The sequence below is a fragment of the Kitasatospora sp. NPDC038210 genome, from assembly GCF_055600605.1.
The window spans coordinates 117047-134792 of record NZ_JBVJYK010000001.1 but is presented as its reverse complement, the minus strand read 5'-3'; the positions used below and the strand labels follow the sequence as shown (position 1 = coordinate 134792).

General features: G+C 73.4%; 19 protein-coding genes and 1 riboswitch. Of the genes, 6 read left to right on the top strand and 13 right to left on the bottom strand.

Annotated features, from left to right (window positions below):
* Nucleotides 1-11: 11 nt before the first annotated feature.
* Complete coding sequence (locus tag ACZ7KX_RS00555) at nt 12-452, bottom strand: Lrp/AsnC family transcriptional regulator (RefSeq protein ID WP_350524989.1); 441 nt, start codon at nt 450-452, stop codon at nt 12-14.
* A gap of 229 nt (nt 453-681) precedes the next feature.
* Between ACZ7KX_RS00555 and ACZ7KX_RS00550 the strand changes: the two genes are divergently transcribed.
* Nucleotides 682-1176, top strand: coding sequence for a hypothetical protein (locus tag ACZ7KX_RS00550; RefSeq protein WP_350524990.1), 495 nt, complete (start codon nt 682-684; stop codon nt 1174-1176).
* A gap of 210 nt (nt 1177-1386) precedes the next feature.
* Here ACZ7KX_RS00550 and ACZ7KX_RS00545 read toward each other — a convergent pair whose 3' ends face one another.
* A complete protein-coding gene (locus tag ACZ7KX_RS00545) occupies nt 1387-2550 on the bottom strand; it encodes an acyl-CoA dehydrogenase family protein (RefSeq protein ID WP_470324536.1) in 1164 nt (387 codons plus the stop codon).
* A gap of 210 nt (nt 2551-2760) precedes the next feature.
* On the opposite strand from ACZ7KX_RS00545, the gene ACZ7KX_RS00540 reads away from it, so the two are divergent.
* Both ACZ7KX_RS00540 and ACZ7KX_RS00535 read left to right on the top strand, forming a co-directional pair.
* Nucleotides 2761-3417 (top strand): uridine kinase family protein, encoded by a 657-nt coding sequence (locus ACZ7KX_RS00540; RefSeq protein ID WP_470324535.1) that lies wholly within the window; start codon nt 2761-2763, stop codon nt 3415-3417.
* 389 nt (nt 3418-3806) lie between these two features.
* Nucleotides 3807-5885: an AAA family ATPase gene (locus tag ACZ7KX_RS00535; RefSeq protein WP_470325085.1), complete on the top strand. Its 2079-nt coding sequence runs from the start codon at nt 3807-3809 to the stop codon at nt 5883-5885.
* An 88-nt stretch (nt 5886-5973) separates the two neighbouring features.
* On the opposite strand, the gene ACZ7KX_RS00530 is transcribed toward ACZ7KX_RS00535, so the two are convergent.
* The 10 genes from ACZ7KX_RS00530 to ACZ7KX_RS00485 all read right to left on the bottom strand — a co-directional run bounded on the left by ACZ7KX_RS00530 (nt 5974) and on the right by ACZ7KX_RS00485 (nt 14887).
* Nucleotides 5974-6960 (bottom strand): NAD-dependent epimerase/dehydratase family protein, encoded by a 987-nt coding sequence (locus ACZ7KX_RS00530; RefSeq protein WP_470324534.1) that lies wholly within the window; start codon nt 6958-6960, stop codon nt 5974-5976.
* Nucleotides 6961-7126: 166 nt separating this feature from the next.
* Complete coding sequence (locus tag ACZ7KX_RS00525; RefSeq protein ID WP_470324533.1) at nt 7127-8173, bottom strand: hemolysin family protein; 1047 nt, start codon at nt 8171-8173, stop codon at nt 7127-7129.
* Complete coding sequence (locus ACZ7KX_RS00520) at nt 8170-9513, bottom strand: hemolysin family protein (protein ID WP_470324532.1); 1344 nt, start codon at nt 9511-9513, stop codon at nt 8170-8172. The genes ACZ7KX_RS00525 and ACZ7KX_RS00520 overlap by 4 nt, the downstream gene beginning before the upstream one ends.
* 318 nt (nt 9514-9831) lie before the next feature.
* The gene (locus ACZ7KX_RS00515) at nt 9832-10272 is read right to left on the bottom strand and encodes a PH domain-containing protein (protein ID WP_350524995.1); all 441 of its coding nucleotides are present in this window, start codon (nt 10270-10272) and stop codon (nt 9832-9834) included.
* A gap of 139 nt (nt 10273-10411) precedes the next feature.
* Nucleotides 10412-11260, bottom strand: coding sequence for an ATP phosphoribosyltransferase (gene hisG / locus ACZ7KX_RS00510; protein ID WP_350524996.1), 849 nt, complete (start codon nt 11258-11260; stop codon nt 10412-10414).
* Nucleotides 11261-11357: 97 nt separating this feature from the next.
* Nucleotides 11358-11630 carry a phosphoribosyl-ATP diphosphatase gene (locus ACZ7KX_RS00505; RefSeq protein ID WP_097238956.1) on the bottom strand — a complete coding sequence of 91 codons (273 nt, stop codon included), beginning with the start codon at nt 11628-11630 and terminating at the stop codon, nt 11358-11360.
* Nucleotides 11631-11732: 102 nt separating this feature from the next.
* Nucleotides 11733-12206, bottom strand: a complete 474-nt coding sequence (ribH, locus tag ACZ7KX_RS00500; protein ID WP_350524997.1) for a 6,7-dimethyl-8-ribityllumazine synthase — start codon at nt 12204-12206, stop codon at nt 11733-11735.
* 58 nt (nt 12207-12264) lie between these two features.
* On the bottom strand, nt 12265-13536 hold the full coding sequence (locus tag ACZ7KX_RS00495) for a bifunctional 3,4-dihydroxy-2-butanone-4-phosphate synthase/GTP cyclohydrolase II (RefSeq protein ID WP_470324531.1): 1272 nt from the start codon (nt 13534-13536) through the stop codon (nt 12265-12267).
* A complete protein-coding gene (locus ACZ7KX_RS00490; protein WP_350524999.1) occupies nt 13533-14180 on the bottom strand; it encodes a nicotinamide mononucleotide transporter family protein in 648 nt (215 codons plus the stop codon). Before ACZ7KX_RS00490 ends, ACZ7KX_RS00495 begins: the two co-directional genes overlap by 4 nt.
* Nucleotides 14177-14887 carry a riboflavin synthase gene (locus tag ACZ7KX_RS00485; RefSeq protein ID WP_470324530.1) on the bottom strand — a complete coding sequence of 237 codons (711 nt, stop codon included), beginning with the start codon at nt 14885-14887 and terminating at the stop codon, nt 14177-14179. Before ACZ7KX_RS00485 ends, ACZ7KX_RS00490 begins: the two co-directional genes overlap by 4 nt.
* Before the next feature lie 214 nt (nt 14888-15101).
* Nucleotides 15102-15229: riboswitch (FMN riboswitch) on the bottom strand.
* A 243-nt stretch (nt 15230-15472) separates the two neighbouring features.
* Between ACZ7KX_RS00485 and ACZ7KX_RS00480 the strand changes: the two genes are divergently transcribed.
* Nucleotides 15473-15721, top strand: a complete 249-nt coding sequence (locus ACZ7KX_RS00480; RefSeq protein ID WP_350525001.1) for an SCO4226 family nickel-binding protein — start codon at nt 15473-15475, stop codon at nt 15719-15721.
* A 48-nt stretch (nt 15722-15769) separates the two neighbouring features.
* Here the strand turns inward: ACZ7KX_RS00480 and ACZ7KX_RS00475 are convergent, their stop codons facing one another.
* Complete coding sequence (locus ACZ7KX_RS00475; protein ID WP_470324529.1) at nt 15770-16087, bottom strand: antibiotic biosynthesis monooxygenase family protein; 318 nt, start codon at nt 16085-16087, stop codon at nt 15770-15772.
* A 144-nt stretch (nt 16088-16231) separates the two neighbouring features.
* On the opposite strand from ACZ7KX_RS00475, the gene ACZ7KX_RS00470 reads away from it, so the two are divergent.
* Together ACZ7KX_RS00470 and ACZ7KX_RS00465 are read left to right on the top strand one after the other, a co-directional pair.
* The gene (locus ACZ7KX_RS00470; RefSeq protein ID WP_470324528.1) at nt 16232-16927 is read left to right on the top strand and encodes an MSMEG_1061 family FMN-dependent PPOX-type flavoprotein; all 696 of its coding nucleotides are present in this window, start codon (nt 16232-16234) and stop codon (nt 16925-16927) included.
* 268 nt (nt 16928-17195) lie between these two features.
* Nucleotides 17196-17642 (top strand): HIT family protein, encoded by a 447-nt coding sequence (locus tag ACZ7KX_RS00465; protein ID WP_470324527.1) that lies wholly within the window; start codon nt 17196-17198, stop codon nt 17640-17642.
* Nucleotides 17643-17746: the final 104 nt, after the last annotated feature.

Sequence of the window (17746 nt, the reverse complement as noted above, 5' to 3'; positions counted from 1 at the left end):
CCCGTTCGGGCTCAGAGCTTCGGGGGTCGTGCCTCGTACGGCGTGGAGAGCACGACGGTGGTGCGGGTGGAGACCCCGGCGGCGCTGCGGATGCGGGCGAGCAGGTCCTCCAGGTCGCCGGGGGCGCCGACGCGCACCTTGAGGATGTAGTTCTCGTCGCCGGCGACGCTGTGGCAGGCCTCGATCTCGGGCAGACCGGCGAGGCGTTCGGGGGTGTCGTCCGGGGCGCTGGGGTCGAAGGGCTTGACCGAGATGAACGCGGTCAGCGCCAGGTCGACGGCGTCGGGGTCGACGATCGCGGTGTAGCCGCGGATCACCCCGCGCTGTTCGAGGCGGCGCACGCGCTGGTGCACCGCCGAGGTGGACAGGCCGGTGGCCTTGCCCAGGTCCGTGTAGCTCATCCGGCCGTCCTCAAGGAGCAGCTGGACGATGCGTTGGTCTAGATCCTCCACAGTCGGCAAACCTACCCGGTCGGGTGCACGGGGGGCGCACGCGGTGGCACGGAGAGAGATCGCAGGTACTGCGCGGGCACGTGCCGGGTGCATGTGGCAGCCGATGTGGCCAAGGACACACCCGGTGCATCGCGGTGCACGGCACCGCAGGGTTATGAGTCCGTGTCACAGGGAAGTGCTGGTTGTGGCCCTGGATGACCACGCCGGGCCCGATCCTAGGGGGATCCTCATGCCTGCTACTGACCAGCGCGTGCTGGGCGCCGACGAGACCGACGATACGACCGGCCGCGACGACCTCGCGGTCGACCACGCGCCGGGCACCGATCCTGGCGAGGCCGAGACCTGGGAGATCTTCCGGGTCCACTGCCCCGAGTGCCGCCGTCCGATCGCCCTGGTGGCGGACGAGGAGCGGCTGCCGCAGCACGCCCTGCTGCCGACCGCCTGGAACCCCTTCGCCCCCGCGATCTGCCCGGGTTCGGGCGCGCCCACCGACGACCTGGCGGAGGTGGAGGCCCCGGAGGACACCGAACCGACCGGGTTCGACGCGCTGTTCAGCCTCCCGAACGGGCTGGACTGGCGCACCCAGCCGTTCTCGCACGCGGTGGCGCACTGCCCGGTGCGGATCGCGGCCATCGGCCAGTCCGTGCCGCCCGTGCCCTCGGCCCCGACCGTCGCCGCGCTCCGCTCGATCCCGGAGCAGCGCCGCCGTCTCGTCCGGCGCTGACCGCCAGCCCCGCGCCGGGGAGTTGACTCCCCGTCAGAACAGTCGAATGCCTCCGGTCGTCACTCCGCACCCTGGAGTGACGGCCGGAGGCCGTTGGGGGGAAGGCCCGGGCCGTGGCCGGCAGCGGGCCTTCGTCGGGCGTCGGCCCTCGGCCGGGTGTCGCCCTGATTTCGGGCGACACCCAGCGGTCGCGCGGTCAACGGCCGGGCGTCAGCCCTTGGTGAGGTGGCGGCCGATCACCAGGCGCTGGATCTGGTTGGTTCCCTCGACGATCTGCAGCACCTTGGCCTCGCGCATGAAGCGCTCGGCCGGGAAGTCCTGCGTGTAGCCGTAGCCGCCGAGCACCTGGACGGCGTCGGTGGTCACCCGCATCACCGTGTCGGTGCAGAACAGCTTGGCCATCGCCGCCTCCTTGGAGAACGGCCGGCCGGCGTCCTTCAGGCGCGCGGCGGACAGGTAGAGCGCGCGGCCCGCCTCGATCTGGGTGGCCATGTCGGCGAGCATGAAGGACAGGCCCTGGAACTCGGCGATCGGACGCCCGAACTGGCGCCGGGTGCGCGCGTAGTCGACGGCGAGGTCGAGCGCGGCCTGGGCGACGCCGATCGCGCAGGCGGCGATACCGAGGCGGCCGGAGTCCAGCGCGGCGAGCGCGATCTGGAAGCCCTGGCCCTCCTCGCCGACCAGCCGCTCGCGGGGGACCCGGGCACCGTCGAAGTGCAGCTGGGCGGTCGGCGAGGAGCGCATGCCCATCTTGTGCTCCGGCGGGGCCGCCGAGAAGCCCTGCTGGGTGCCCGGGACCAGCAGGCAGCTGATCCCCTTGGGGCCGTCGACGCCGGTGCGCACCAGGGCGCTGTAGAAGTCGGCCTGCCCGCCGTGGGTGATCCACGCCTTGGTGCCGTTCACCACGTACGCCTCGCCGTCGAGGTCGGCGCGGGTGCGCAGCGCGGCCGCGTCCGAGCCGGACTGCGGCTCGGAGAGGCAGTAGGCGCCGAGCTGCTCGCCGGAGAGCATGCCGGGCAGCCACTTGTCGCGCTGCTCGTCGGTGCCGAAGGTGGCCAGCGCGTGGCAGGAGAGGGTGTGCACGCTGACGCCCAGGCCGACGGCCAGCCAGCCGGCCGAGAGCTCCTCCAGGACCTGCAGGTACACCTCGTAGGGCTGCTCGCCGCCGCCGTACTTCTCGTCGTACGGGAGGGAGAGCAGGCCGGCCTCGCCGAGGGTGCGGAAGACCTCCCGCGGGAAGCGGCCGGCGGCCTCGTCCTCCGCCGCGCGCGGCTGCAGCTCGCGCTGCACCAGGTCCCGGGTGAGGCTCAGCAGCTCGCGCGCCTCGTCACTGGGCAGCTGGCGCTCCACGGCTTTCACAGGGGACGGGGTCATGGCGGCGGTCGCCTCCTCGATCGGGCGCCGTGCCGAGGTTTGGCGGGTCCGGCGCGGGTGGGGCAGGTCGGACCGACCGGCACCGGGTTGCGGTGAACGGCCGTTCACAGTCATGGCGAAGGCGAGTATGCCCCAAACCCGCGCTGCCGTCACGACCTGCACAGATGAACTGTCCGCAGTGGTGGGCTACGGCACCGTAGGGTTGACGATGTGGCTGCTTCCGGAACCCTCCCCGCTCATGCCCTGCGCACTCCCGGCGACGCGCTGAGCACGCTCGCGGCGGAGCTGCGCGCGCTGCCGCCGTCCTGCGGGCCGGTGCGGCTGGTCGCGGTGGACGGGCACGCGGGCTCCGGCAAGACGACCTTCGCCGGGCGGCTGGCGGGGGCGCTCGGCGGGGCTCCGGTGGTCCACCTCGACGACCTGGCCACCCACGAGGAGCCCTTCGGGTGGACCGGGCGGCTGCGCGAGCAGGTGCTGGAGCCGCTGGCGGCCGGGCGGGACACCGCGTACCGGGTGTACGACTGGACGCTGCGGCGCTTCGCGGGCACGGCCGAGGTGCCGCCCGCCCCGGTGGTGCTGGTCGAGGGGGTCGGCGCGGGGCGGCGGGCGGTGCGGCCGTGGCTGGCCCGGGTGATCTGGATGGAGCTGGACGCCGACGCGGCCCGTCGGCGCGGCGAGGAGCGGGACGGTCCGGATCTGGCCGAGTTCTGGGCGGGCTGGGCGCGGGCCGAATCGGCGCATTTCGCCACCGACCCGAGCCGCCCGTACGCCGCGACGCGGGTCGACGGGGTGACCGGCCGGATCGCGCCGGGTACCGTCGGTGAACCCTCAACAAGCGCCTTGACCTGCGACATCACCAGGACCTAGGTTCTCCTCAGCCGCCGGAACGAAAGCTTCCGGCCGCATCGGACCCGGCGTCCCCGGCTTGTTCCCCCGTGAGCCGGGGGCGCCGTCCGGCCCCCTTCCGAATCTCGCTCCCCCGCCGACCGTTTCGGCGCGCGAGCGCTCAACGACCGCGCGCGCGATCGTATTTGACCCCGTGCGGCACCCTTCCGGATCAGCCCGGCGCCGGTACGATTCCTGGCAGGCGCATATGCGCCGCAGGGGCTCGACGACCACCGGCCAGGCTGTACGCACGCGACTCGCCGGCCGAGCCCCGGGCCACACCGCGGGGGGCGTGAGTGACGACGCTGGACAGTTCCGACAGCACGGCGGGCGGCCCGGACCGACTCGCCGACCGGGCCTGGCTGCGCGCCATGGACGCCTACACGGCCGGTGCCTACGCGCGGGCCGAGGAGGAGTTCCGGGCGGCCGTCCGGCTGGACCCCGGCATGGCCGACGCCTGGCTCGGCCTGCACGCGCTGCGCAGCGACACCTCGGCGGCCCTGCTGGCGATGTACCGCCACCAGAAGCGGTTCGGCGAGCAGCGGCGCCTGCACAGACGGCCGCTCAGCTCCTGGTACTGGCTGGGCTGGTGGGTGCAGCCCGTCCTGGAGGACGCCCGCGACCTCGCGCTGGCGCACGCCTCGCACTGGCTGGACGGCCGCCATCTCGCCGAGCTGGACCGGGCGCTGGAGCAGTGCCCGGCCCCCAGCGAGGACCCGTCCGCGCGGTTCCTGTACGCCTGCCGTTCCTATCTGCTCAAGGACTGGGAGCAGCTGATCCGGGACACCGACCGGCTGCTGGACGACCCGCTGCTCGGCATCGAGGCCGGGCTGTTCGCGGGCATGGCGCGGGTGCGCCTCGACATGTGCGCACAGGCCCAGGCGCCGCTGGCCGCCTCGCTGGCCCGCTGCCGCTCCGAGCAGCCGCAGCGCAAGGAGCTGCGGTACTGGCTGGCCCGGGCGTACGAGGGCGCCGGGCGCAGCGCGGCGGCGCTGCCGCTCTACCGGGCGGTGCACCGGGCGGACCCGGCGTTCATGGACACCGCGACCCGGCTGGCCGCCATCGCGGCCGAGGACGCGCTCGCGGACGGGCTGCTGGCGGGCGGGAGCCCGGCCGGCGCCGGCGCCGAGGCGGGGGTCGACGGCGGGCCGGACGTCGAGGCGGGGTTCCTGGACGACGTCGGGTACGGGCCCGGTCCGGGGTACGGCGAGGAGCCCGGGGCCGGGCAGGGCGGCGCGACCGTCTCCGGCGACGGGGTGCTGAGCAGCGGGCCCCTCGTGGACGCCGGACTGACGGATGCCGGACTGACGGACGCCGGTCTGGTCGACTGCGGTCTGGTGGAAGCCGGCCTGGTGGACGGGCCCGCGCCGGACGGCGTGCCGACGGACGCCGGGGCCGGGGCCGGGTTGCTGCCCGGCGGAGCCCCGCTCGACGGCGGCCCGGTCGACGGGGCGTTGCCGGACGGCGCCCCGCAGGCCGCCGGGGAGCGGTCCGGTTCGGGCGCCCCGGCCGCCCCGCCCGCGCCGCCGCTGCCCGTCCGCGGCCAGGCGCAGCCCCGGACCGCCGCCGGGCCCGCACCCCGGCCGGACGGTGACGAGCGCGAGTTGGACGCCGCCCTGGCCGAGCTCTCGCTGATGGTCGGCATGGAGCCGGTCAAGCGCCAAGTGCGCGCACTGTCAGCCCAGTTGAGGATGTCCCGACTCCGGGCCGAGCAGGGCCTGCCGGTCCAGCCGCCCAAGCGCCACTTCGTCTTCTCCGGCCCCTCCGGCACCGGCAAGACCACCGTGGCCCGCATCCTCGGCCGGGTCTTCCACGCCCTCGGCCTGCTCTCCGGCGACCACCTCGTGGAAGCCCAGCGCGCCGACCTGGTGGGCGAGTTCCTCGGCCAGACCGCGGTCAAGGCGAACGAACTGATCGACTCCGCGCTGGACGGCGTGCTGTTCATCGACGAGGCCTACAGCCTCTCCAACTCCGGCTACACCAAGGGCGACGCTTACGGCGACGAGGCGCTGCAGGTGCTGCTCAAGCGCGCCGAGGACAACCGGGACCGGCTGGTCGTGATCCTGGCCGGCTACCCCGAGGGCATGAACCGGCTGCTCGCCACCAACCCCGGCCTCAACTCCCGCTTCACCACCCGGGTGGACTTCCCGAGCTACCGCCCCGGCGAGCTGACCGCGATCGGCGCGGCGCTGGCCGGCCGGGACGGCGACGGCTGGGACGAGGACGCCGCCGAGGAGCTGGCCAGCATCTGCACCCACGTCGTCCGCGAGGGCTGGATCGACGAGCTGGGCAACGGCCGGTTCATCCGCACCCTGTACGAGAAGTCCTGCGCCTACCGGGACCTGCGGCTGTCGCTGCTGCGCGAGTCGCCGGGCCGGGAGGACCTGGCCACGCTACGGCTGCCGGACCTCGTCCAGGCGTACGGGGAGCTGATCGACGGCCGGGGCTGATCGGCCGCCGGGGCTGATCGGCCGCCGGGACCAGGCCGCTCGGAACCACCCGGAACCACCCCCGGCCGTCAGCCGCCGGCCGTCGGTCTCAGCCCTTGAGCAGCGCGGCCTCCCGCTCCCGGTCGAGCCCGACCGTGACCCGGTCCGAGCGCTGCGGCGCGGTGCCGCCGATCGCCCGCAGCCAGGCCCAGGTGTCCCCGACCGTCTCCGCGACCGGGCGGCAGCGCAGACCGGCGCCGACGGCGCGGTCGACCGATCCGGTGTGCAGGAAGTCGTACAGCGGGCCGGGAGCCAGCCAGATCGGCAGTTCCGTCCACGGCTCGACGCCCGCAGCCAGGATCCGGTCGGGGTCCGTCCAGCGCAGCTCGGCCCCCGCGCCGGTGACGCGGACACAGGCCTCCAGCAGCTCCCCCATGGTGGCGTGCCCGGACGGGCTGACCAGGTTGTACGGGCCGCCGAGGCGGGCCACCACCGCGTCCAGGGTCCAGACGGCGAGGTCGCGGACGTCGATGTACTGCAGCGCCAGGTCGCGCGGCCCGGGGGCGAGTACCGGGCCGCCCTCGGCGATCCGGTTGAGCCACCAGGGCAGCCGGCCGATGTCCTCGTACGGCCCGAGGATCAGCCCGGCGCGGGCCAGCAGGGCCTGTCCGCCGTACTCCGCCTCCAGGGCCAGCTCGGCGCCCCGCTTGGCCTCGGCGTAGGGCACCTCCCCGGTGAGGTCCGGCGAGGAGGCCACCACGGGCGCCGACTCGCCGCCGCCGGCCACCAGCGGGTAGTCGTACACCGAGCGGCTGGAGACGTACGCGTAGTGGCCGACCCGGCCCTTCAGCGCCCGGGCGCTGTCGCGCACCGCGGCCGGGGCCCAGGACCAGGTGTCCACCACCGCGTCCCACTCCCCCGCGCCGAGCGCCGCGAGCCCGTCCTCGGCCGTGCGGTCGCCCTTCAGCACCCGGACGCCCTCGGGTGCGGGCTGCGTGCCGCGATTGAGGGCCGTCACCTCCCAGCCCCGGGCCAGCGCCTCCTCGGCGACGACCCGTCCGACGAACCTGGTTCCACCCAGCAGGAGAAGTCTCATGCCGACCACTCTCCCCTGGGGGTGGCCGGCACGGAACGGCTGCATGCTCTGGGCAGAATCGCCGGGAGCGGACACGCCCTCGGCGAACCCGGGAACGCCGGGGCCCCCGGCTCCCGATGTCGGGAACCGGGGGCCGGGCGGCCGGGGGCCAGGAGCCGGGAGGTGGCTAGGCGGTGGCGCGGTGGTCCGGGTCGTGCATCTCGCCGATCAGCTCCTCCAGGACGTCCTCCAGCATGACCACACCGAGCGTGCGGCCGTCCTGGTCCAGCACCGCGGCCAGGTGGCAGGCCGCGCGGCGCATCGCGCCGAGCGCGTCGTCCAGCGGGAGGCCGCCGCGCAGCACCGTGATCGGCCGCCACAGGCGCGCCGGGACGGGCGCCGACGGGTCGTCCACGTCGAGGACGTCCTTGAGGTGCAGGTACCCGAGGTAGCCGTGGCCGGCCGGGTCGCCGTCGGTGACCGGGAAGCGCGAGAAGCCGGTGCGCAGGGCGAGCTCCTCGACTTCGGCGGCGGTCGCCTTGGTGTCCACGGTGACCAGCTGCTCGGGCTTGAGCAGCACCTCGGTGACCGGGCGGCGGCCCAGCTCCAGCGCGTCCTCCAGACGCTCCTGGCGCTCCTCGTCGAGCAGTCCGGCGTCCCGCGAGTCGGCCAGCAGGTACATCAGCTGCTCGGTGGTGAAGACCGACTCGACCTCGTCCTTGGCGTCGACCCGGAACAGCCTCAGGATGCCGTTGGCGAAGGCGTTCAGCATCCGGATCACCGGGGCGAGCCAGCGGGCCAGCCGGTCCAGCGGCGGTCCGAGCCACAGCGCGGCCTTCTCCGGGCCGGCCATGGCCATGTTCTTCGGCACCATCTCGCCCATCACCATGTGCAGGAACACCACGACGGCGAGCGAGATCCCGTACGAGAGCGGGTGCATCAGGCCGGCCGGCACGCCGAGCGCGTGGAAGGGGCCCTCCAGCAGGGAGGCGATGGTCGGCTCGGCGAGCGCACCGAGGCCCAGCGAGCAGACGGTGATGCCGAGCTGGGCGGCGGCCAGCATCGCGGAGACGTTGGACAGCGCGTGCAGCACGGTGCGGGCGCGCTTGTGCCCGGCCTCCGCGAGCGGCTCGATCTGGCTGCGGCGCACGGACACCACGGCGAACTCGGCACCGACGAAGAAGGCGTTGCCGAGCAGGAGCAGGAGCGCGACGGCCAGTTGGAGCACCGTCATCGGACGTCCTCCCCGTCCTCGCCGAACGACGCGGGCGCGGTGGTGCGCTCCACCCGGACCCGGCTGGTGCGGTGGCGGTCGACACCGGTCACGGTGAACCGCCAGCCGGGCAGCTCGGCCTGCTCGCCCACCTCGGGAAGCTTGCCGAGCAGGTCGGCGACCAGGCCGGCCAGCGTCTCGTACGGGCCGTCCGGGGCGTTCAGGCCGATGCCCTCCAGCTGGTCGATCCGGGCGCGGCCGTCGGCCTCCCAGACCGGCAGGCCGTTGACGGGCGGCAGCGCGAACAGGTCGGGGTGGTCGTCGGGGTCGTGCTCGTCCTGCACCTCGCCGACGATCTCCTCGACGATGTCCTCGACGGTCACGACGCCGGCGGTGCCGCCGTACTCGTCGACCACGATGGCCATCGGCTGGAGCCGGCGCAGCCGCTCCAGCAGCGTCTCGGCGGGCAGGGTCTCGGGCACCAGCAGCGGCGGCGAGGACAGCTCGGCGACCCGCACCAGGCCGCGCTGGGCGGCCGGAACGGCGAGCGCGTCCTTGAGCGTCACGATGCCGGTGACCTCGTCCAGGCTGTCGGCGTAGACCGGGAAGCGGGACAGGCCGGTGGCCCGGGTGAGGTTGACGACGTCGGAGGCGGTGGCGTCGCGCTGGAGCGCGGACACGTCGACCCGCGGGGTCATCACGGACTCGGCGGTCAGCTCGCCCAGGCCCAGGGTGCGGACGAACAGCGTCGCCGACTCCTCGTCTATCGCCCCGGCCCTGGCCGAGTGCCGGGCCAGCGAGACCAGCTCGGCCGGGGTCCGGGCGTGGCCCAGCTCCTCCTGCGGCTCGACGCCGAAGGCGCGGACCGTGCGGTCGGCGGCGCCGTTGAGGAAGCTGATCAGCGGGCGGCAGACGAAGGAGAAGGCCATGTGCGGGGCGGCCACCGCGCGGGCCACCTGCAGCGGGCGGGAGATCGCCCAGTTCTTCGGGACCAGCTCGCCGACCACCATCTGGACGACGGTGGCCAGCACCATGCCGACGACCACGGCGACGCCGCGGGCGGCCGCGTCGGGCACGCCGAGGCCGGACATCACGGGTGCGAGCAGCGTCGACAGGGCCGGCTCGGCGAGCATGCCGACCACCAGCGAGGTGACGGTGATGCCGAACTGGGCGCCGGAGAGCTCGAAGGAGAGGTGGCGCAGGGCCCTGGAGACCCGGCGGGACTGCACGTCACCCGCATTCGCGGAGCGTTCCACCGCCCCGCGCTCGACGGTCACGAAGGCGAACTCGGCGGCCACGAACAGGCCGTTGGCGAGGATCAGGAGAACGGCTGCGAACAACAGCAGCCAGGCGGTGATCACAGTGCCGCCTGCCTTCCGGCGATCGGAAGTGAGGCGGCGCAGGTACTACCGGACGGATCGTCCATCGAGGGGGAGTGTCACTCCTCAGGTCGGTACGGGCGGCGCGTCTCGCGCTCGCTTCAGCGCAGGGCGGACTTTGCCCTGCTTTTACCAGCGTAGACCATAGCCGGACGGGCGTAGGAAGGGTGTTCGGACCCGCCGGGCCCCGGAACCGCAGGTCGCAGGGCCACGGATTCCGGCGGGTGGCGGGGGGGGTGCCGACGCGGTGGCGGCGAGTGCCGGAGGGAACCGACGCGGTGGCGGCGAGTGCCGGAGGGCTCAGACCGCGGCGTAGTGCTCGACGAGGTCGCGCAGCGCGCGGGCGTCCGCGATCGCCTGCGCCTTGCCGACACCGGGCTGGATGCCGACCGCGGCGAGCGAGGTGCCGTCGGCGAGGTCGAGGGTGGCCCACGGGTCGCCCTGGCGGAAGTTGACCCGGACGATCTCGGCCCAGGCGAGCCGGCGCGTGCGCACGAAGTTGACCACCGTCACGCCGTCCGCGTCGGCGCTCACCCGGGGGCGGGCCAGCATCAGGCCGACGGCGGCGAACAGGACGCCGCTGGCCACCATCATGATCCGGTCGTTGAACTGCCAGTTCTCCGGGAGCAGCACGGCCAGCACGGCGAACAGCACCACCAGCAGGACGCAGACCGGCAGCAGCACGACGCGGGTGCGGCGCGGCGCCCAGGTGACGGGGAACTCGACGGGCGGCGTGGACACGTGGGTCTCCGGGGTGGTTCTGGTGGCGACAGCGCGAGGGGGCGGGGGCGCCGACCGGCGTCCCCGCCCCATTGAAGCGTTCTTTACCCGCGAGCGTGCGAGCGGGTCAATCGGCACTGCCCGCGAGCGTGCGAGCGGGTCAGAGGCGGCAGGCGTGGATGTTGGTGACCAGGATGGCCCGGGCGCCGATGCCCCACAGGTCGTCCATGATCCGCTGGGCCTCCTTGCGGAGCACCATCGAGCGGACCGCGACCCAGCCCTCGGTGTGCAGCGGGGAGACGGTCGGCGACTCCAGACCGGGGGTGAGCGCCACGGCGGCGCTGACGTTCTCGGCGCGGATGTCGTAGTCCATCAGCACGTAGCGGCGGGCCACCAGCACGCCCTGGAGGCGGCGCAGGAACTGCTCCACCCGCGAGTCCTCGCCCGCGCCCTTGGGGCGGATCACCACGGCGTCCGAGATCAGGATCGGCTCGCCGAACACCTCCAGGCCCGCGTTGCGCAGGCTGGTGCCGGTCTCCACCACGTCGGCGATCACGTCGGCGACGCCCAGCTGCACCGCGGTCTCGACCGCGCCGTCCAGCTTGGTGACCGTCGCCTTCACGCCGTGGTCGGCGAGGTGCTGCTCGACCAGGCCGGTGTAGGAGGTCGCGATCCGCAGGCCCTCCAGGCCCTTGACGTCCTCGACCGCCACGCCCTCGGGGCGCGCGAAGCGGAAGGTCGACCCGGCGAAGCCGAGGGCGAGCACCTCCTCGGCGTTGGAGTGCGAGTCCAGCAGCAGGTCGCGGCCGGTGATGCCGACGTCCAGGCGGCCGGAGCCGACGTAGACGGCGATGTCGCGCGGGCGGAGGAAGAAGAACTCGACCTCGTTGTTCGGGTCGACGAGGACGAGCTCCTTGGGATCCTTCCGCTGCCGGTAGCCGGCCTCATGGAGCATCTCCGCCGCGGGACCCGAGAGAGAACCCTTGTTGGGGACGGCGATGCGCAGCATGGGAGGTTGCTTCCTTACCTGTTGGGAGGGGTGTGCGGTACGGACCGGTTCCGGGTGTACGTGTCGACGTCGTCGAGGGGTACGTGCAGACGGTCGTCTAGAGGTACTTGTAGACGTCGTCGAGCGTCAGCCCGCGGGCGATCATCATCACCTGAAGGTGGTAGAGGAGCTGGGAGATCTCCTCCGCCGTCTGCTCGTCCGACTGGAACTCGGCGGCCATCCAGACCTCGGCGGCCTCCTCGACGACCTTCTTGCCGATCGCATGGACGCCCTGCTGGACGAGCTGCGCGGTACGGGAGGACGAGGGGTCGCCGGTGGCGGCCTTCTGCTGGAGCTCGGCGAAGAGCTCCTCGAATGTCTTCGAAGCCATGATGGGCCCACCATACGGCGTGCGGGCGAGCGGACGGTAAACGGTCCCGGACCGTGGACAGTCCGGTGGACGTCCACGGTCCGGGACCGTACGGGCGGTCGCTCAGAGCGCGGCGCGCAGCACCGCGGCGGTGGCGACGGCGGCGGTGACGGCCTCGTGCCCCTTGTCCTCGGCGGAGCCCGGCAGCCCGGCGCGGTCGAGCGCCTGCTCCTCGTTGTCGCAGGTCAGCACGCCGAAGCCGACCGGGACCCCGGTGTCGACGCTGACCTGGGTCAGGCCGGTGGTGGCCGCCTGGCAGACGTAGTCGAAGTGCGGGGTACCGCCGCGGATGACCACGCCGAGGGCGACGACGGCGTCGTAGCCGCGCTCGGCGAGGCGCTTGGCGGCGACCGGCAGTTCGAAGGTGCCGGGGACGCGCAGCACGGTCGGCTCGGCGATGCCCAGCTCCTTGAGCGCGCGGTGGGCGCCGTCCAGCAGGCCGTTCATCACCACGTCGTGCCACTGGGCGGCGACGACGGCGACCTTGAGGTCGGCGGCGCCTTCGATGGTCAGCTCGGGGGCTCCGTGGCCGCTCATGTTCTTCGTCCGATCTGTCGTGTGGGGCGTGCGGGTGGGGCGTGCGGGTGGGGTGGGTTCAGGAGCCGAGGCCGGGCAGGTCGTGGCCCATCCGGTCGCGCTTGGTCTGCAGGTAGCGCAGGTTGTGCTCGCCCGGCGCGATCTCGACCGCCTCGCGCCCCTTGACCTTCAGGCCGTGCTCGGTGAGCGCGGTCAGCTTCTGCGGGTTGTTCGTAAGCAGGGTGAGTGAGCGGACGCCGAGGTCCACCAGCATCTGTGCCGCGATGCTGTAGTCGCGGGCGTCGGCGGGCAGGCCGAGGTCCAGGTTGGCGTCGACGGTGTCGCGCCCCTGCTCCTGCAGCTCGTACGCGCGCAGCTTGTGGGCCAGGCCGATCCCCCGCCCCTCGTGCCCGCGCAGGTAGAGCACCACGCCGCGGCCGGCCTCGGCGACCCGCTGCAGCGAGGCCTCCAACTGCGGTCCGCAGTCGCAGCGCAGCGAGCCGAGCACGTCGCCGGTCAGGCACTCGGAGTGGACCCGTACCAGGACGTCCTCGCCGTCCGGCAGCCGTCCGTCGGCGTCCAGGCCGCCGGACACCAGAGCGATGTGCTCGACGCCGTCGAGGGTGCCCTTGTAGCCGACGGCGGTGAACTCGCCGTGCACGGTGGGCAGGGCGGTCACGGCGGCCCGGTCGACGTGCAGCTCGGTGCGGCGGCGGTAGGCGATCAGGTCCTCGATGGAGATGATCGCGAGGCCGTGCTCGCGGGCGAAGGCGACCAGCTCGGGCAGCCGGGCCATGGTGCCGTCGTCGTTGACGACCTCGGCGATCGCGCCCGCCGGCGGCAGCCCGGCCAGCCGGGCCAGGTCGACGGCGGCCTCGGTGTGGCCGGGGCGGACCAGCACGCCGCCCTCGACGGCGCGCAGCGGGAAGACGTGCCCGGGGCGGGTGAGGTCGCCGGGCTCGGTGCCGGCGGAGGACAGCAGCCGGACGGTGCGGGCGCGGTCGGCGGCGGAGATCCCGGTGTCGACCCCGTCGCGGGCGTCCACCGAGACGGTGTACGCGGTGCCCTTGCGGTCCTCGTTGACGTGGGTCATCGGCGGGAGCTTGAGGCGGTCCAGCTCCTCGCCGGTCATCGGGGCGCAGATCACGCCGGAGCTGTAGCGGATGGTGAAGGCCATCAGCTCGGGGGTGGCCGCGGAGGCGGCGAAGACGATGTCGCCCTCGTTCTCGCGGTCCTCGTCGTCGACCACGATCACGGCACGGCCGAGGGCGATGTCGGCGATCGCCCGCTCGACCGGGTCGAGCACGAGCTCGACCCCGGCGGTGCCCTTGTCGGACTGGTTCTCGGTCATGCCGTGGCTCCCTGCGGGACGGTGGCGGACTTGGTGCGCGGCTCACGGGTGCTCAGCCACCAGGAGCGCAGGCCGAGCAGCACCAGGACGAAGTAGACGGAGTAGGTGAGGCCGGAGAAGGAGTAGCCGCTGTTGAAGGCGAGCGGGACGCCGACCACGTCGACCGCGATCCAGGCGAACCAGAACTCCAGCCAGCCGCGGGCCTGGGCGACCATCGCGGCCAGCGTGCCCACGAAGATGTAGGCGTCCGACCACGGGCTCCAGGACAGGCTGGGGAAGGAGGTGAAGAGCAGGGCCAGCGCGATGGTCCCGGCCGCGGTGCCCGCCACCAGGGCGGCCCGCTCGGGCCAGGTGGCGAACCGTACGGCGATCGTGCCGGTGTCCCGGCGGCCCCGCCGCCACTGCGCCCAGCCCCAGGCGGCGGTGGCGATCACGATCAGCTGCTTGCCGATCAGGCCGGGGACGTGGCCCCCGAGGTAGGCGCTGATCAGCACCACGCCGGACAGCAGCTGGACCGGCCAGCTCCACACCGAACGGCGCCAGCCGAGCGCGAGGCCGCCGAAACCGAGCAGGTTGCCGATCATGTCGGCCCACTTCACGTGCTCACCGAGGACGGTGAACGCCTCTCCACTGAGCCAGCTCACCGGGACTCCTCCGGGGTCTCGTCGGTCGACGCGCCCTGCGGGCCGGACAGGCCGGGCAGGTTCGGCAGGGTGGGCAGGGTGCGGGACTCCAGCAGGCGCTCGACGTACTTGGCCAGCACGTCCACCTCCAGGTTGACGCTCTCGCCGACGGTCTTGGCGCCGAGCGTGGTCAGCGCGAGGGTGGCCGGGATGAGGCTCACGGTGAAGCTGTCCCGGGCGGCCTCCACCACGGTGAGGCTGACGCCGTCGACCGTGATCGAGCCCTTCTCCACCAGGTAGCGGGAGATGGTGTCGGGCAGCGAGAACCGCAGGACCTCCCAGCGCAGTTCGCCGTTCGCGTCGCGCTCGCCGGGCTCGCGGCTCAACAGCCGCCCGGTGGCGTCGACGTGGCCCTGCACGAGGTGGCCGCCGAGGCGGGCGCCGAGCGCCATGGCGCGCTCCAGGTTGACCCGGGAGCCGGGCTTCAGCTCGCCGAGGCTGGAGCGGTGCAGCGTCTCGGCCATCACGTCGGCGCTGAACTCACCGGTGCCCGCGGCCAGTTCCTCCGGGGTGTCGACGACCGTCAGGCAGACGCCGTTGACCGCGATGGAGTCACCGTGGCCCGCGTCCGCACAGACCACCGGGCCGCGCAGGCGGATCCGCGAGGAGTCGCCGATCTCCTCGATCGACACGACCTCGCCGAGCTCTTCGATGATGCCGGTGAACACCCGGGTTCTCCTCGCGCTTGGGGCGCGGACTCCGGGGCGGCATGGGAGATGACACGGACGGGCACCGGTGCGCGAGCCCGCGGCACGACCCGTCGCCGGGATGCCGAGGCCGCCGGGAGATCGCTCGCCCGGCCCGGGAGACACCGCTCCCGCCGTACACCTGACCGCGGCCGGTCCGGTAACGACGGACCACGGGTACTGCTCTTCGTCCGCCCGCGCACGCCTCCCATCCGGACTTTAACCGTCGGTCCAGGAATTTCACCTGGTCAACCGGCCGCTGGCTGCGGACGGGTCGCGGACTGTAACCGCCGGTTCGGATTTTCACCGACCCCGGAGTGCGCTGAACGTCACTGCTGTTGCGGTCATTGTGCCACGGCCGACGCAAGGCCAGGGAGTGCCTTTCGCTGTGGTCTGTTTCACGGACTTGCGGGGAATGCGCGTCGGGGTGCCAGGCGCTGTGTGCGGGCTTCGTGGAGCGGACCGCGTCGGGGCCGGGGCCGGCCTGGTGGCGGAGGCGGGCGGCGGGGGTGAGGCTTGAGGTGGGGGCCCTGCCGGTGACGCACCGAGGCAACGGAGGCGAGGGACATGGCGAAGTTCATGGACGTCCACCACGGGATGGCCGGGATCACGGCCGAGCAGCTCAGGCAGGCCCATGCGGCCGACCTGGCGGCCCAGGGCGACGAGGGCGTCCAGTTCGAGCAGGCGTGGGCGGACCCGGAGTCGGGCACGGTGTACTGCCTCTCCGACGCGCCCTCCAAGGAGGCCGTGCAGCGGGTGCACAGCCGTACCGGTCACCCGGCGGACGAGATCCACCCGGTGCCGTTGTCGGTGTGAGCCCGGGTCTCCGCTTCGGGCGGTCCGGGCTTCGCGGCTTCGCGCGGTTCAGAGCGTGGCGGGCGTGCCGATCTGCAGGAAGTGGGTGACCTCCGGCGGGTGGGCGAGGTAGCGCAGCTCGCCCTCCGACCACACCGGCCGGATCCGCCACATCGGCCCGGCGTACCCGCGCAGGGCGTCCTCGTCCCGCCAGCGACTGACCACCAGCACGCGGTGCCCGTTCTCCTCCGACACCGAGCGCAGCAGTTCGCTGCCGAGGCAGCCGTCCGTCCGCCCCAGCTGCGGGATCACCTGGGCGGTCAGGTGAGCGCAGAACTCCTCGATGCGGCCGGCGAGCACCTGCCCGGCCCAGATTCTGACGATCACGACCACCACCTCCGGCTGGCTGGAGCCCCTGGCCCCATTATGGGCGTAAAACCGCTGGTGGCGAGGGGTGGAGCCGAGCTTCGGCCGGCGGTTCCGGAACGATCTGCCACTGGCGCGCCGCAGGGCCTGCACTACATTCCCGGTATGACCACCACACCGGAAGCTGTCGTTCCGTCAAGCACCAGTCCGGACCGGCCGAGCGGCCTGTTCGAGGCCCTCCGCGCGGGAGCCCTCGACGACGCCGCCCAGCTGCGCGAGATCTACGAGCAGCCCGGCGACCACGCCCGCCGCAAGCAGGTCGACCACCTGCACGAGGTCGCACAGCGCCTGATCGCCTGCTCCTCGCTGGTCTTCGTCGCCAGCGCCGACGCCGCCGGGCGGTGCGACGTCTCCCCGCGCGGCGGGCCGGCCGGAGTGGTGTCGGTCCTAGACGAGTACACCCTGGCCATCCCGGACGCCACCGGCAACAAGCGGTTGGACACCCTGCACAACATCCTGGAGACCGGCCGGGTCGGCCTGCTCTTCGTCGTCCCGGGCCGGGACACCACGCTGCGGGTGAACGGTCGGGCCTGCGTCTCCACCGACCCGGAGCTGCTGCGCCAGCTGACCTCCGTCGGCAAGCCGCCGCGCAGCGCGATCGTCGTCGCGGTGGAGGAGGTGTACGCGCACTGCCCGAAGTCGCTCCTGCGCGCCTCGGCGTGGAAGCCGGAGAACTGGCTGGCCAAGGACGCCCAGCCGACCTCGGCGGAGATCACGCTCTCGCACCTGCGGGACGAGTCGCTGACCATCGCGATGATCGAGCAGAACGAGCGGGAGGCGTTGCTGTACCGGTACGAGTGAGCTCCGGTACGAGTGAGCTCCAGTACGACTGGTTGCCCGCCTTGAGCCGGAACCGGTACTTGCCACCGGAGTCCTCGTGGACCTCGAACGTGCCCGACATCCGGGTACCTCCTCGTGGGGCACGCGGGACGCACGCTGATCGGCCCCCTGCAGCACCGTGCGCCCGGCGGCGGGGCGGGCGCACCCGGTCGGCACCCGGTCGGGTGAAGGCGCGGCCGCGGGGGTTTGCCGGGGTGCCGGGGGGACGGCCGGTGGCTTGAATGGACGGATGGACTGCGTCTTCTGTGCGGTGGTGGCGGGTGCGGAGCCCGCGCACCGGGTGCTGGACGACGAGGCGGCGGTCGCCTTCCTGGACCGCCGGCCGCTGTTCCCCGGCCACGTCCTGGTCGTGCCGCGCGCCCACCACCGGACCCTGGCGGACCTGCCGGCGGACGAGGTGGGCCCGTTCTTCCTGCGCGTCCAGCGGGTGGCCGCGGCCGTCGAGCGCGGGCTGGGCGCGGCGGGCAGCTTCGTGGCGGCGAACAACCGGATCAGCCAGTCGGTGCCCCACCTGCACGTCCACGTGGTGCCGCGCAATCCGAAGGACGGGCTGCGCGGGTTCTTCTGGCCGCGGGGGAAGTACCCGGACGAGGCGGGGGCCGCGGAGGTCGCGGCCCGGTTGCGGGCGGCTCTGGCGGCACCGGCCGGACGAGCGCCGCGCCGAGGTGTGCCGTGAGGTGCCGAACGGGGTGCCGAACGTGCCGTCAGATTGCCGCGGTGTCCCGCACGGGGTCCCGCCGCGCGGGCTCCTAGCGTGCGGAACACGGCCGGACGTACACC

Coding starts and splice junctions, on each gene's coding strand:
- ACZ7KX_RS00550 (WP_350524990.1), top strand. CDS start 682: ATGCCTGCTACTGACCAGCGCGTGCTGGGCGCCGACGAGACCGACGAT.
- ACZ7KX_RS00545 (WP_470324536.1), bottom strand. CDS start 2,550: ATGACCCCGTCCCCTGTGAAAGCCGTGGAGCGCCAGCTGCCCAGTGAC.
- ACZ7KX_RS00535 (WP_470325085.1), top strand. CDS start 3,807: ATGGACGCCTACACGGCCGGTGCCTACGCGCGGGCCGAGGAGGAGTTC.
- ACZ7KX_RS00530 (WP_470324534.1), bottom strand. CDS start 6,960: ATGAGACTTCTCCTGCTGGGTGGAACCAGGTTCGTCGGACGGGTCGTC.
- ACZ7KX_RS00525 (WP_470324533.1), bottom strand. CDS start 8,173: ATGACGGTGCTCCAACTGGCCGTCGCGCTCCTGCTCCTGCTCGGCAAC.
- hisG (WP_350524996.1), bottom strand. CDS start 11,260: ATGCTGCGCATCGCCGTCCCCAACAAGGGTTCTCTCTCGGGTCCCGCG.
- ACZ7KX_RS00505 (WP_097238956.1), bottom strand. CDS start 11,630: ATGGCTTCGAAGACATTCGAGGAGCTCTTCGCCGAGCTCCAGCAGAAG.
- ribH (WP_350524997.1), bottom strand. CDS start 12,206: ATGAGCGGCCACGGAGCCCCCGAGCTGACCATCGAAGGCGCCGCCGAC.
- ACZ7KX_RS00495 (WP_470324531.1), bottom strand. CDS start 13,536: ATGACCGAGAACCAGTCCGACAAGGGCACCGCCGGGGTCGAGCTCGTG.
- ACZ7KX_RS00480 (WP_350525001.1), top strand. CDS start 15,473: ATGGCGAAGTTCATGGACGTCCACCACGGGATGGCCGGGATCACGGCC.
- ACZ7KX_RS00470 (WP_470324528.1), top strand. CDS start 16,232: ATGACCACCACACCGGAAGCTGTCGTTCCGTCAAGCACCAGTCCGGAC.
- ACZ7KX_RS00465 (WP_470324527.1), top strand. CDS start 17,196: ATGGACTGCGTCTTCTGTGCGGTGGTGGCGGGTGCGGAGCCCGCGCAC.